The sequence below is a fragment of the Vibrio sp. SCP2 genome (genome assembly GCF_059295395.1).
This window is the reverse complement of record NZ_JCAFVV010000003.1, coordinates 219,711-232,586: the sequence shown is the minus strand read 5'-3', so window position 1 is coordinate 232,586 and position 12,876 is coordinate 219,711. Positions and strand designations below refer to the sequence as shown.

The window sequence follows — 12,876 nt, the reverse complement described above, 5'->3', positions numbered from 1 at the left end:
TATTTGTATGAGCGAGCATTGAGGTCAGTCGACCCGAACAACTCACGTTAACTATAGTTGTTATCTGTCAGAAGAGTGTTAGTTGTTGATTACAAAGCGCGATGAGATTTTTGTGAGTAGCCGTTAGCCAAATTGAGTCTAATTATAACGTATGCAACCTTGTGCAATGAGACGGTCTCTGACTATATTTAAGATCTAACGTCAGAGGCAATCGAATAATGAAAAACTCACAAATTGTCATAGTAGATGATTCACCAGCAATTCTATTGGTGATGAAGGGAATGTTGTCAGAGCTCGGTTATGATAACGTCGTGACATGCTCTCACCCCGCTTCAGCACTGGCTAATATCAAACGCTCCCCAGAGAAGTACAGCGCGGTATTTACTGATCTGAATATGCCTGAAATTGACGGCATGACGCTGATTAAAGAATTAGGCGAGATGAACTATCGTGGTGGTGTTTGCATCATTTCAGATATGGAAAAACGAGTGATAGAACTTGCTGCGCACCTGGCGCGCGAACATAAGGTCAACCTCATCGGAAACATCGCCAAGCCCGTTCATATTAATGAGTTGCAGCGAATCCTAAACAAGATTAAACAGTTTACAATTCGCGAGAACCAATCCTATGAGCCGATATCACAAAGCATGCTTAGCGACTATATAGCGAAAGGTATGATAGAGCCTTACTATCAACCGAAAGTTAACCTCAACAGTCGGCATGTTGAAGGTATTGAAGTGTTGGCTCGTATTGTGACTCCTGAACAGACTAATGCGATAGCTCCAGGGCAATTCATTCCGACTGCGATTGAGCATGGATTGCTAAACGAGCTTACTCAGCAGCTGTTAGGCAAGGTACTTGCTGATTTTCCAAAATTGGTTAAAGAGTTTGGTGAAGGGGTGAAAATAAGCCTTAATCTATCACCCTCGCAGTTAACCACTGACGGATACACGCGGGATTTTATCGATACGATTGATACCCAGCATGTGGATAAGAACAATATTACTTTAGAGATAACCGAGGAGTTTGCGCTAGAAGATACCGAACAGCTAGAGACGATAAACCGTTTAAGGATGCGTGGTTTTGGCTTATCGCTTGACGACTTTGGTACTGGGTTTACTAATCTAAATCAGTTGCGAACCTTACCTTTCACTGAGGTTAAGATAGATCGCACTTTGATCAATGATATTCACCAAGATCAGTTTAACCAAGTGGTGGTTGATACCTTGGTAAACATTGCAGGGAAAATTGACGCTTCCTTGATTGCTGAAGGTTTGGAAGAGTACGAAGACCTTGAATACTTGAACAAAAACTATAAAGACATGAACGTGCAAGGTTATCTGATTTGTAAGCCGAAACCTCTTGAAAGCCTCTTTTACTGGCATCACAGTTGGCTATACAACGTGCAGTAAAAAGCCTCGAATTTCGAGGCTCTTACACTTATTGGGTCAAACTATTGCAGCGTTGCTGAGTCACAAATTCGTCAGCCATTAATTGGCCGCGGCTATTTCGCATCTTAATTCTATAACTGATGCCGACCTCAAGATTATTCATGGTGTCAGGCGTAGTACAGTAAGTTCGAATACTTTGATTCAAGACTTGCGCAGCCGGCTTCGCCCCTTTCGCATCATCGTTGTAAACCATCATAATCTCAATGGTGCTTCCTTTTGCGCTCGCACGCATGATGGACAGGGGGCCTGACTCAAGAGGAAGCTCGGTAGCCAGCAGATTAGCTCGGCTCTGCGCTAACAATTCTAGCTGTTTTTGTTTGTCTGAAGAGGCAGACGAACAGCCAGCAACGAGCATCACCAGTGCGACGATAGAAAAAGACTTGAGTGAATTAAGCATCGTTAAAATACTTTTTTAAATGGCTTAACGATTACTTTCTCGTAAACACCTGCTTCAATATAGGGATCAGCATCAGCCCACTCTTGAGCTTGTTGCAACGAGTCAAACTCAGCAATGACGGTTGAACCAGTAAAGCCAGCTTCTGCTGGGTTATCAGAGTCAATGGCAGGCATAGGTCCTGCTGTGAGCAAACGGCCTTCATCTTGCAGTGCTTGTAAACGCTCTAGGTGAGCAGGACGCACACTAAGGCGCTTTTCCAAAGAGTTCTCTACATCTTGTGAGAAGATGACATACCACATGATCTGATATCCTTATATGAATAGAGTAAATTCAGACGTTTACTCTACCTTAAATGGCGCAATTTAAAAGGGTTGCGGCGAGATAATTTATTGCCAATTAAGATTGCTCAATTGGACGTGGTTTGCCTTCAGCATCAATAGCGACGTAATTGAATGTTGCGTCACACACCATAAAGCGATCTTCTAAGCCATGTTCTTTGACAGGCTTGACCCAGACTTCTAGATCAATGCTCATTGAAGTGCGACCTATTTTGGTACACTCACCGTAACAGCAGACCACATCGCCTACACGAACCGGTTTTTTAAACGTAATACTTGATACCGAAACAGTAACAATTCGACCCGATGAGATTTCTTTGGCGAGGATACCGCCTGCAAGGTCAAGTTGTGACATGATCCAACCACCAAAAATATCGCCATTGGCGTTAGTATCTGCTGGCATAGCAAGGGTTCTAAGAAGTAATTGCCCTTTAGGTGCAGTGTTTTCTGTGCTCATTGTGACATCCAATACAAACGAAACAGCGACCAAGTTGGTCGCTGCAAAAATAGGATTGTAACAAAACTATCAACTTATCCGCCAGAGTTAGCGTTCTGTTCGTCTTTTGGCATGTGTTTGTAGATGTAGATTCCGGTCAGCAATGTGAAACCAAATGTCGCCGCTAGTAGACCAAAGACTTTGAAGTTAACCCAGACATCGAGCGGAAGGTTAAAAGCAACGTAGACGTTTATGCCTGCACATAGTGAAAAGAAAGCTACCCAAGCCCATGTGACTTTTGCCCAAACCGAATCAGGAAGTGTGATCTCTTTTCCGAGCATGCTCTTTATCGCCGATTTTCCAATTGCATGGCTCACTGCCAATCCAATCGCGAAAATCAGATAAACGATGGTGACTTTCCACTTAATAAAGTTGTCATCGTGGAGAAAAATAGTCATACCGCCAAATACGGCAACCATCAAAAAGGTGATGACTTGCATCTTTTCAACTTTCTTATAGATCAAATAAGTCACGATAATTTGAATGGCCGTTGCGACAATCAGAGCGCCTGTCGCAACGTAGATATCCTGCAATTTGTATAAAGCGAAGAAAATAATTAATGGGATAAAATCGAGCAGTTGTTTCATTGAAGTATTCGGAGTCAGTCTAGTTCGCTTCAGTCTAACCAAAACAAGGCTAATCACAAAGCGGTTCGTCACTATAGGAGCAGTGCCTCCGTGCAAAGAGAGGTCCTAGCGCTGTAGCTGGCGTTTATAGTCTTCCAAATAACCTTCGCTGCGCAAACTATCAACGGCAAACTGGAGCTCTTCATCGCTCATTGAGAAGCAACTTGATTTGCCAGTCATTCCATTCAAATATTCGTGATATTCCATCTCAGTGAAGTGACCAATACGATCAACGAGCAGACTCTTAATGCCTTGATGAATAAGTCGATAATATGTGTGACGTTGAACTTCCATAACGTTCCCCTTACATCTAGCAAAGCGTGGTAATGCCGCTTTTCTGTTACCATGCGGGAATCAAGCATATTCGGTGCCACTGACAACGGAATACTGGGTATGGCTTTATAGGTTATTCAAAACACGCAGTATTTTTCGTCTTGAGAATAGTATTGAGCGACTACGGTTACCATCAATAAGCAATCTGCGAGTCAATTTGGGAAAAGGGTTGCCAATCTATTGACTGGCATTGGTTCTGTTAGTGTGACAAACCCCATCAGTTCAGAGCAGCGCTCACGGGGTTGACCAATAGATTCCCCGGCTTAGGGTTAAGTATTAATAGGTCGTTAAGAGATGGGCTAGCGGCAGGAAAAGTCAGTTTGAATTCCGTATACCTATCTATCTCTGAATGGCAACTGATAGACCCACCAAAAGAAGTCATCACGCGCTGGCAATAGCCTAATCCCAAGCCACTACCTCCACTCTTGTTATGACTGAAAAAGTCATCAAATATTTGGGCAATCAAGTGATCTGGTATGCCTGGACCGGTATCACGAAAGAGTAAGTAGTTCTCGTGGTGACCTTTTTTAAGCTGAATTGAAATCCTGCTTTTAGGGTACGAATCGAAATAGTAAGTCGCGTTTCGCACGAGATTAAACAGGACGAAACTAAACAAAGTATCATTAATCTCTACCACGAAATCATGTTCGAAATCCAGATGGACCCTATCGCGCATAGATTCATTCTCAAAACCGTATTGATCAATCGCGGAGCAAACTACAGAGGAAACGAGTGATGGAACAACGGGCGCTTGATCGAGTGAAGCTTGGCCCAGTTCTCGCGTTATGATATCAATTAATTGATGACTTCGAGCGATGGCTTTAGTCCCTTTATTGACATGGTACTTTAGCTGCTCGATCGAGCTAGGTTGTTTGATCGCTTGCTCAATGAGTTCAAATTCAAGTTGCAGTTGGGCAAAAGGGTTACGCATCTCATGGGCTATCGAACTTGCTAGAGCTTGTGACTGCCGGACTTCACGTTCATAGTTTATATGTACTTGAACTTTGTTTAGTACTCTTTCAAGTGCCGATAGCTCTTCATATGAAAAATGAATCCCCTCAGATTTCGAGCTTGAAACCAAAATGTGCGACAGCTTATTTTTACTTTCGAAGAGTGGAACGACCAAGGCTGATTCGAATTTACTCATATTGCTGTGAACAAGGCTAAGCGCTTGATCATTTGAGTTGAGTAATTCTTCTTCCACCTCTTCAATGACCAACGAAGTTCCATGACTCTCAAAGTAGTTTCGATACAAATTCACATCATGATAGTCGCCTAACAAGCGAAGTTTATCTTGTGGTACGCCCAAATAGTCAGCCAAGCTTTCCATAGCGCGCGTCGGGGAAGATTGAAACTCATCTTCTAGCCGAGATATTTTTTCTACGGGATGGATTGGGTCTCGATACATGATTATGCTGATCGCTTTTTGTACAAACCGATAAAGTGTTTGCCAAGTTATTCCTATGAGTAGAACTAGGAATAGAGCATCGGTAACTCCTAGCTGTGTAATAGGAACGAAAGACGCGACAGTTGTGGCATATATTAACGCGGTGGAGGCGATACTAACGAAGATAAAACAGATATATTTCGGACTGAAAAAGCGCGATGTAAGCAGGGCGTATCCCATGAACAGCATTTCACTTAGGGATAATGCCGGGGGAAGCCAAGTTAGTGAGAAATTGTCAAAAAAGAAAGTCATGCCAACCTGAATAACCGCGGTGGAGGACATGAATATAGTGATACCCATGATCATGTAATTAGTTCGCGTTTTTCGTATTCGGTTGCGACTCTTTTTCAGTGAGAGAAGGTTAAAGAAAGTTAACAGCACTAAGATGATGAAGCCTAGAAAGAAATACTTAGTGTAAGGACCAAACTTCAACTGGAAATTACTGGGACCAATAATGTCGATGCCCAGAATAGTGCCTCCGGGCATGAGGTTACTGATAACACCAAATAAGGTAATGTTAGCAACTAGGATATCTTGCCATAGCGCGACGCCTTTATTCGTGTAGAGCTTGTGCAGTTTTGATATGAAACAATAGGCTGAGACAAAAGCGAGTAGTGTCGCTAAATTGGCAACAATTGCCATGTTAATCGCTACATTATCTCCAAACTTTACAAGCAGATCCGTATGGAAATAGCTGTTACTTAGCGTCCAGAAGAAAACCCCCACGGTATAGCAAATATAATAGGTGTACTGCTTTAAACTGAGAGTCCCATGACGTTTCGCCAGAGCAGTACAAAAATATCCTGCCCAAACGAGAACAAGTAAAGAGATCGAGAGTAATACGACCGCTTTGGGATACATCATTTGATGTAATAAATAACTGAACATATTGTTCCGCTTTACCAGTATTTGACGTTGTTAAAACTGATCAGATATTTTTTGTTTGTATGATGGAGCCTAGTGAAAGCATTACTGGTAAGTCTAAGATTTATCGTTTTATGGAGAACTTACAGCAACTCACGGCCAAAGTTTGATCAGAGTTTGGAGATCTTGTTTACCCTAAGTAGAATTTTGTGCAATTTATTTCTTATGATCACCTGAGGGATATCCCACTTTTTCGGAATGAATTGTCTGTTCTATGATGGAAGGCAAAATATTGACCGTACTTATTGATATATTTGGTGAGGAGCCGAAAAAGTATTTTATTTCATATGGTTATAAGGCTAGGGCGGTGAGTGGTACCGCCCTAACTTAATGAGGTGTGATTTAATGGATACTCATGGGCAAGGCCGATTTCAACATTTGATCAAGCGCTTCCTTAGTTGTTGGTTTTGAAAGTCGCCCATCCATCAGTTCACTGATCATAGTGAGTTCACGTTCTCCGGATTCTCCTGACAGAGCAATAATTGGGATGGTCGGGAAGGAGCGTTTAATGATACTCGCCGCTTCAAAACCATTCATGACTGGCATCTGAATATCCATAAACACCAGATCAATTGGGTTGTTTTGAATAATCTCAATAGCTACTTTACCATTGTTGGCTAATACAACTCCGTAGCCAAGTTGCTCTAAGTAGAGCTTCACTAAGGTGCGTTGAATCTCTTTGTCATCAACGACTAAGATCATGTGTGCTGGGCTTACACCAAAGTTGAGTTCGCCATTGGATACAGCAAGAGGGGGAGTGGTAACTTCCGATCTAAGCTCTGTTTTAGGTTTGTTGGTCTGAGTAGCAGCGACATTGGTTGCTGGGAAAGTAAGCTTAAACTCGGTAAAACTTCCAACTTCTGAATGACAGCTGATAGATCCTCCAAATGACGCCATCACTCGTTGACAATAGCCAAGACCCAAACCACTACCACCGCTTTTGTTGTGGCTGAAGAAATCATCAAAAATTCGAGTTAGCAGCTCGGCAGGAATACCTGGTCCTGTATCACGGAACAGCACGTAGTTTTCATACTGACCTTGCTCGGTACGTATTTCGATGTGGCTATTTGGATAAGAATCAAAATAGTAGATGGCATTGCGTAGCAGGTTGAATAGCACGAAGTTAAAAAGAGTGTCATTGATTTTTGCTACGAAGTCTTCATCCAGATCTAACACAATACGGTTTAGCTCATTGTCATTGTCAAAGCCATATTGGTTTATCGCGCTATTAATTGCACCATGAATCAAAGTGGCTTCAGAGGGCTCTTGGTCGAGTGATGAACTATTGACCTCGCGAAGAATGATATCGATGAGCTGTCTACCACGTTTGATAGCTTGCTTTCCTTTGTCCACGTGCTGTAGAAGGGTATTTGAATCTACAGGCGACAACAGTTTTTGATTGAGAGACTCAAACTCGAATTGTACCTGTGTGAGCGGATTTCTCATTTCGTGCGCGATTGAGTTTGCGAGTGCTTGTGATTGGCGTACTTTCTGCTCGTAATTAATATGAACTTGGACTTTTTGTATTACTCGCTCTAGAGCTTTGAGCTCTTCAAATGAAAAGTTCACGTCACCTTGTTTATGGCTAGAAACCAGTACATGAGAGAGTTTATTTTTACCTTCGTAGATGGGCAGAACCAATGCAGACTCCATCTGATTCATGCTGCTATGAATCGTTGAGAGCTCCTTGCTGCGATTCTTCTCAATCGCGTCTTCGATCTCATCAATCACCAAAGGCGTCGTGTGGTTCTCAAAATAAGATCGGTACATGCTGGCACCTTGATAGTCATCAAGGAGTTTTAGCTTATCACTCGGTACTCCAAGATAGCTTGCCAAAGCTTCTATAGCCTGACTTGGAGATTTTTGAAACTCATCTTCTAACTGAGCAATTTTCTCAGTAGGTGAGACTGGCGAGCCATATAAGGCATAGGTTAAGCAAGTTCTGACTAGGCGTGAAGTGTACGGCCAAGAAAGCCCGATAGCCATGATAGCTAAAACACCAGTTGCGGTGCTTACATAATCTAATGGTTTGAAGAGAGTGACGACAAAGGTGTATGCAGCCGCAGTGATAATTAAAGAGCATCCAACAAGACAAAGATACCTAAAACTATAAAAACGCGATGCTAGTATCGCATATCCCATAAACAGCATTTCACTAATCGAGAGTGCTGGTGGCAGCCAAGTGAGTGAAAAGTTGTTGAAGAAATAGGTAAAGCCAAGTTGAATCACGGCAGTAGACGCCATAAATATAGTCATGCCAAGAATCATGTAGTTGATTCTTGTGCGTCGAATTCGGCTGCTGCTGCGTTTTATTGACAGCAGATTCAAAAATGTCAGAGCAAATAGAAGTGTTAGGCCAATAAAGAATGGGCGAGTGTACTCGCCAAACTCAAGCATAAACTGGCTTGGGCCTTCTATCACGACACCTTTGATTGTTAGATCAGGAACGATGTTGACGATAGTGCAAAATGTCATCGTTAAGCCTGCTAACAGCAACTGCCATGAGCTAGGTCTACTGCTCGTGTAGTGTTTTTTTAATTTAGCAGAGAAATAGTATGCGGAGCTGAAGGCTAACAGAGCCGAAAGGTTTGCGACTACCGCCATGGTCGCACCGACGTTTGCTCCCCATTCAACCAACCATCCACTGTGGAAATAGGCGTTACTCAATATCCATACAAACAAGCCTAGAGTATAGGTCACATAGTAGACATACTGCTTGAGGCTTTGAGCACCATGCTTTCTCGCTAATGTAGAACAAAAGAACCCCGCCCAGACAAAAACAAGCAAAGCAGTCAGAATAAGAACGACTGCTTTCGGGTAGAGTAGCTGCTGTGTGATGTAACTAAGCATATTGTAGCTCTTGTCCTTGATGTCTGTGCTGCTTCAATTGAGTAATGGTACTGACTTTGTAGTTGCGATAACTGCATTCAGACAAAGCTTGGCTAAGGGGCTTGATAAACCAAAGTCCCTTATATGTGGCGAATCCAGAATCGGAAACGTGGCAATAACTCATTTTTAAGTACGCGCCATTGGTGAGGCTTTGGTAATACTGAATCATCAATGGTTGCTCGATAACAACGAATGCAACTTGAAAGCAGAGCTTTTCGAGTTGCGCCATTAGCCTTTTTTGAGACAAATAAAGGCTGAAAATTTTCTGGCTTTGATTTCCGCTGACAGTCAAACGGACAATCTCACAACATTTTTCTTTGACAGTGATATTTTGCCAAAGTGCATTCTCAAATTTTGCCGACGAAGTATCACTGATCTCGATATCAGAACACAAGAGATCTAAGTTAACTAATTGGCGTTGCATCTCAACTTGATTGAGCAATGTCCAACATGAAGTTTGAAAAAATGGTGAGAAATAGAGCCAATTGTCGGCTTCCTTATGATGGTTGACCTTGGCAGTAGAGACGATTACTGGGAAAGATAAATCTGGAACAAGCTGGGCGAGGATGAAATGACTACCGTGAGCAGAGACTTCTATTTCATATAGCATCTCGAACCACTGTTGCTCCGAAACAAAGGTTGCTAGGTTAATTAGCATTACGGCATCTGGTAGTTCCATTGCGTAGCGGCTATGCAGCGTGTAATAGAGCTCTGCATGGTTTTCGATATTGTCGATGACACTATCGACGAAATCTTCTTCATTTTGGGTAAATTTTGGTAGGGAGTCTAGCTCCAAACTACGAGGCTGATTTTGATACTTGCTTTTGATTTTCCAGATATTAAAAGCACACCAAGCCTGTGCCCAGTTATCAAACAAGTTTAGTGCTCTTTGTTCGAACTCATGCCATTGTTGTGGTTCGTCCTTTAAAGGTGAGTTAACGTTAACCAAGTAGTAAGGTGATTGGAGTTTGGTTGCGATGTTTTTGTAGCGAAGTGAGCTATCCTGTTCACTTATTTGAGCGAGACGCTCGTTAAGTACATGTTTAAAAAAGTGATTACTATCTACACCGAAAAGTGTTTCGATCTGTTCAAATAAAGCACATGCGTGCCCCTTGTCCTCTTTTTCAAAAAGGGACGATTCAAAATTGTTAGCCATAGACGTTTGTATAATTATTTTGTTTATTTTGGCCAACCAGTATTCATTTAGGTGCCTATTTGTGCAATTGAATTAGTATGTTTATGCTAATTAATTGGGTGTTAATATTAATATTAGTGATGCAGAGCACGAAATAAACGAGGGGAGTGGTCTGTCATGGGTGAGAGTTCCGTTCGAGATTGGCAGTTCCGCGGAACGCGCTTGTGACCCAGATTTTTGGTTCTAGTCGTGTTTTGTTACCCATATCAGTGTTTTACCTTCATGCATATTCTGATTTGAGATAAATATCTGACAATCTTGTTAATAACAGCCTAATCTTCTGGCTTCAATTATCAATAAATGCCAATAATTGGTAGAAATCCTGCCTTTTTAGAGGGCTATCTTGTTGTTTTGAAGGTTAATTTGTACTCATTGAAGAAAAAAGTTGGCGAAAATCATAAGCTTGGCATACACTTTCCAAGGTAAAGCCGATATGTTGTTGATTGGCTTGGTGAAATGTTTAGGTGCTGCCTTGAGGCGGCAATGTTTAACACAGCTTTGAGGAAAGTTTTATGGCGCTCACAAAGGCCGATTTGGCTGAGAACCTGTTTGAAAAGCTCGGATACAGTAAACGGGATGCCAAGGAAACGGTTGAGGCGTTTTTCGAAGAGATTCGTAAGGCACTGGAAAGTGGCGAACAGGTAAAACTGTCTGGATTCGGTAATTTTGATCTTCGTGATAAGAATGAACGTCCAGGTCGAAACCCGAAGACAGGTGAAGACATTCCAATCAGTGCACGTCGCGTAGTGACCTTCCGCCCAGGGCAAAAACTAAAAGCCCGCGTTGAAAACATTAAGGTTGACTAATTCTTAGCTCGCTAAGAGGCACATCCTGTATCGGGGCTAGAAGCAATTCTAGTATCCCCATAGAAAAATACCCCAGCTAAGGCTAGGGTATTTTTGTATTAAGCGTTTGTAAGTAAACGCTAGTCTCGTTTCCACAAAGCGTGGCAGAACTTATGTTCAGGATCGCGGCTGATTAACAGGCGAGCGAACACGTCGTCCAGTACATCGTCTTCTTCATTGACTAAACCAACGCGAACTTCTGCGTAAACTTCTTTGTCTACGTCAAAGCCTACGTGTTCAACCCAGTCATCACCAGTTTCAACTAACTCAGCAGCGCCGCGCTCGTCGAATTGTGCTGTGAACAGAATAACGTCAGCAGGCTCTAGGTTATCAGGTGCCATCTCTAAAAAGATGTCGTAGGCCGTATCAATGGCGTCATCGTATGAGATTAGATCAGCCATGATTACGCGCGGCTCATGTATTTACGTTCAGCCGTGTTAATCACGATGCGGTCACCTGTCGCAATGTATTCAGGTACTTGGACAGTAAGACCGGTAGCAAAACGTGCAGGTTTTGTACGAGCAGAAGCAGAGGCGCCTTTGATTGAAGGATCGGTTTCTTCAATAACAAGCTCAACAGCAGCTGGAAGCTCTAGGCCAACAGCATTGCCGTTGACTAGGATGACATGCAGACCTTGAATTTCTTCGGTTACGAACAGTAGTTCGTCTTCAATTTCGTCTTTCTTGAATGTGTATTGAGTGTAGTCTTCATTGTCCATGAAGATGTACTCATCACCATCAACGTATGAGAAAGCTGAGGCACGTTTGAACATGTCTACCGTTTCAACAACGTCATCAGATTTGTAGCGTTCATCAACGCGAGCACCTGTGTTTAGGTCAGTACAACGCAGTTTGTAAATCTTTGCGCCGCCACGACCACCAGGAGTGGTTACTTCGATGTCTTTGATTAATAGTGTTTTACCGTTAGATTCGATAGCAAAACCTTTTTTAAGCTCACTTGCCTTTGGCATGAACAATTTCCTTCGTGTGTTAGGTATTGTGGCGATTATATACCGACTCACTGGCTGAAGGAATATCTTGATTCATCCTGCTCAGTGAGCGAACATTAACGCATTCAGTTCGATTATTTTGTGTTATCAATCAAATGCATCTTTCAACGATCAATCCTAAACAAGCCTTTCAGCCAAACTATCAACCTGCGATTGATGATCTGGTTAGTTTTCTTCGAAATGGGCTAGGAGAGAATCTGCATAGTATTTATCTATATGGCAGTGTGGCTCGTAAGACTGCAAAACCCGGCTCGTCAAATTTAGATGTGATTGTGGTCACTCAATCATCGTTTAGTGATTTACGAACAACACTGTTTAATTCGATCAAATGGCGTTTTCAAAAATCTCACCCACACATCACGGAAATCTCTTTTAAAACGGCCTTGGCTTCTGAAGTTGCAAGTCTAGATAGTATTTTCTCGTGGGGCTTTCAGCTGCGTCACTGCTCGGTGTGTATTTTTGGCGAAGACTTGTCGGAGTGCTTTGGCGATTATGAACCAAGTTGGGAGATCGCAAAACACTGGAATATGGATGTCGAAGATTGGGTCGCGGTTTATCGCAATCGAATTGCTCGTTGCGACAAGTCAGAAGACCAAGTGAAAGCACAAAAAATCATCGCGAAAAAGCTGCTGCGAGCGAGCTATTCACTTATCATGCACAAAGATAAGCAATGGTTTGATGACCCTCTGGAGTGCGGTCAAGCATTTCTTCGCTACCATCCTGAAAAACAGGTAGAGATTGAGCGGCTCGGTATTCTGTTGTCTGGCAGAGTAATCCCCAAGCGTTCTGTGGTCGGTATCCTTGATGGATATGGCGATTGGATTGCAAAACAGTACAAAAAAACCGAGTTCAGAATAGGTTAGTCGTTTAGCCTCCAACTAATAAGTATATCTCAAAGTGTATGCTAGCCTTACTAGAGTGGTAGG

Annotated in this window: 13 protein-coding genes; 3 read left to right on the top strand and 10 right to left on the bottom strand. The window is 42.5% G+C overall.

Features of this window, described 5'->3' with window-relative positions:
- Window positions 1-218 precede the first annotated feature (218 nt).
- The gene (locus tag AC5O63_RS12145) at window positions 219-1,412 is read left to right on the top strand and encodes an EAL domain-containing response regulator (protein ID WP_494505163.1); all 1,194 of its coding nucleotides are present in this window, start codon (window positions 219-221) and stop codon (window positions 1,410-1,412) included.
- Between the two features lie 28 nt (window positions 1,413-1,440).
- On the opposite strand, the gene AC5O63_RS12140 is transcribed toward AC5O63_RS12145, so the two are convergent.
- From AC5O63_RS12140 to AC5O63_RS12105, 8 genes are all read right to left on the bottom strand, one after another.
- Window positions 1,441-1,848, bottom strand: coding sequence for a GspS/AspS pilotin family protein (locus AC5O63_RS12140; protein WP_494505162.1), 408 nt, complete (start codon window positions 1,846-1,848; stop codon window positions 1,441-1,443).
- Window positions 1,849-1,850: 2 nt separating this feature from the next.
- Window positions 1,851-2,147 carry a YciI family protein gene (locus AC5O63_RS12135; RefSeq protein ID WP_494505161.1) on the bottom strand — a complete coding sequence of 99 codons (297 nt, stop codon included), beginning with the start codon at window positions 2,145-2,147 and terminating at the stop codon, window positions 1,851-1,853.
- A gap of 97 nt (window positions 2,148-2,244) precedes the next feature.
- Complete coding sequence (gene yciA / locus AC5O63_RS12130; RefSeq protein WP_004746700.1) at window positions 2,245-2,643, bottom strand: acyl-CoA thioester hydrolase YciA; 399 nt, start codon at window positions 2,641-2,643, stop codon at window positions 2,245-2,247.
- Between the two features lie 74 nt (window positions 2,644-2,717).
- Window positions 2,718-3,269, bottom strand: coding sequence for a septation protein A (locus AC5O63_RS12125; protein ID WP_004746698.1), 552 nt, complete (start codon window positions 3,267-3,269; stop codon window positions 2,718-2,720).
- Window positions 3,270-3,374: 105 nt separating this feature from the next.
- The gene (locus AC5O63_RS12120) at window positions 3,375-3,602 is read right to left on the bottom strand and encodes a hypothetical protein (RefSeq protein WP_004746695.1); all 228 of its coding nucleotides are present in this window, start codon (window positions 3,600-3,602) and stop codon (window positions 3,375-3,377) included.
- A gap of 256 nt (window positions 3,603-3,858) precedes the next feature.
- Window positions 3,859-5,976 carry a sensor histidine kinase gene (locus tag AC5O63_RS12115; RefSeq protein ID WP_494505160.1) on the bottom strand — a complete coding sequence of 706 codons (2,118 nt, stop codon included), beginning with the start codon at window positions 5,974-5,976 and terminating at the stop codon, window positions 3,859-3,861.
- A 378-nt stretch (window positions 5,977-6,354) separates the two neighbouring features.
- On the bottom strand, window positions 6,355-8,862 hold the full coding sequence (locus AC5O63_RS12110; RefSeq protein WP_494505159.1) for a hybrid sensor histidine kinase/response regulator: 2,508 nt from the start codon (window positions 8,860-8,862) through the stop codon (window positions 6,355-6,357).
- On the bottom strand, window positions 8,855-10,057 hold the full coding sequence (locus AC5O63_RS12105; protein WP_494505158.1) for an acyl-homoserine-lactone synthase: 1,203 nt from the start codon (window positions 10,055-10,057) through the stop codon (window positions 8,855-8,857). The genes AC5O63_RS12110 and AC5O63_RS12105 overlap by 8 nt, the downstream gene beginning before the upstream one ends.
- A 551-nt stretch (window positions 10,058-10,608) precedes the next feature.
- Between AC5O63_RS12105 and ihfA the strand changes: the two genes are divergently transcribed.
- Window positions 10,609-10,902: an integration host factor subunit alpha gene (gene ihfA, locus AC5O63_RS12100; RefSeq protein WP_004746689.1), complete on the top strand. Its 294-nt coding sequence runs from the start codon at window positions 10,609-10,611 to the stop codon at window positions 10,900-10,902.
- A gap of 119 nt (window positions 10,903-11,021) precedes the next feature.
- Here ihfA and AC5O63_RS12095 read toward each other — a convergent pair whose 3' ends face one another.
- Together AC5O63_RS12095 and yeiP are read right to left on the bottom strand one after the other, a co-directional pair.
- Window positions 11,022-11,342: an HI1450 family dsDNA-mimic protein gene (locus AC5O63_RS12095; protein WP_004746687.1), complete on the bottom strand. Its 321-nt coding sequence runs from the start codon at window positions 11,340-11,342 to the stop codon at window positions 11,022-11,024.
- A gap of 2 nt (window positions 11,343-11,344) precedes the next feature.
- Window positions 11,345-11,911 (bottom strand): elongation factor P-like protein YeiP, encoded by a 567-nt coding sequence (gene yeiP / locus AC5O63_RS12090; protein ID WP_272786867.1) that lies wholly within the window; start codon window positions 11,909-11,911, stop codon window positions 11,345-11,347.
- A 134-nt stretch (window positions 11,912-12,045) separates the two neighbouring features.
- Here yeiP and AC5O63_RS12085 point away from each other — a divergent pair, with 134 nt between their 5' ends.
- A complete protein-coding gene (locus tag AC5O63_RS12085) occupies window positions 12,046-12,813 on the top strand; it encodes a nucleotidyltransferase domain-containing protein (protein ID WP_494505157.1) in 768 nt (255 codons plus the stop codon).
- Window positions 12,814-12,876: the final 63 nt, after the last annotated feature.

What these genes read in the sequence shown, in the direction of transcription:
- AC5O63_RS12145 (WP_494505163.1), top strand. Translation starts at nt 219, where the DNA reads ATGAAAAACTCACAAATTGTCATAGTAGATGATTCACCAGCAATTCTA.
- AC5O63_RS12140 (WP_494505162.1), bottom strand. Translation starts at nt 1,848, where the DNA reads ATGCTTAATTCACTCAAGTCTTTTTCTATCGTCGCACTGGTGATGCTC.
- AC5O63_RS12135 (WP_494505161.1), bottom strand. Translation starts at nt 2,147, where the DNA reads ATGTGGTATGTCATCTTCTCACAAGATGTAGAGAACTCTTTGGAAAAG.
- yciA (WP_004746700.1), bottom strand. Translation starts at nt 2,643, where the DNA reads ATGAGCACAGAAAACACTGCACCTAAAGGGCAATTACTTCTTAGAACC.
- AC5O63_RS12125 (WP_004746698.1), bottom strand. Translation starts at nt 3,269, where the DNA reads ATGAAACAACTGCTCGATTTTATCCCATTAATTATTTTCTTCGCTTTA.
- AC5O63_RS12120 (WP_004746695.1), bottom strand. Translation starts at nt 3,602, where the DNA reads ATGGAAGTTCAACGTCACACATATTATCGACTTATTCATCAAGGCATT.
- AC5O63_RS12115 (WP_494505160.1), bottom strand. Translation starts at nt 5,976, where the DNA reads ATGTTCAGTTATTTATTACATCAAATGATGTATCCCAAAGCGGTCGTA.
- AC5O63_RS12110 (WP_494505159.1), bottom strand. Translation starts at nt 8,862, where the DNA reads ATGCTTAGTTACATCACACAGCAGCTACTCTACCCGAAAGCAGTCGTT.
- AC5O63_RS12105 (WP_494505158.1), bottom strand. Translation starts at nt 10,057, where the DNA reads ATGGCTAACAATTTTGAATCGTCCCTTTTTGAAAAAGAGGACAAGGGG.
- ihfA (WP_004746689.1), top strand. Translation starts at nt 10,609, where the DNA reads ATGGCGCTCACAAAGGCCGATTTGGCTGAGAACCTGTTTGAAAAGCTC.
- AC5O63_RS12095 (WP_004746687.1), bottom strand. Translation starts at nt 11,342, where the DNA reads ATGGCTGATCTAATCTCATACGATGACGCCATTGATACGGCCTACGAC.
- yeiP (WP_272786867.1), bottom strand. Translation starts at nt 11,911, where the DNA reads ATGCCAAAGGCAAGTGAGCTTAAAAAAGGTTTTGCTATCGAATCTAAC.
- AC5O63_RS12085 (WP_494505157.1), top strand. Translation starts at nt 12,046, where the DNA reads ATGCATCTTTCAACGATCAATCCTAAACAAGCCTTTCAGCCAAACTAT.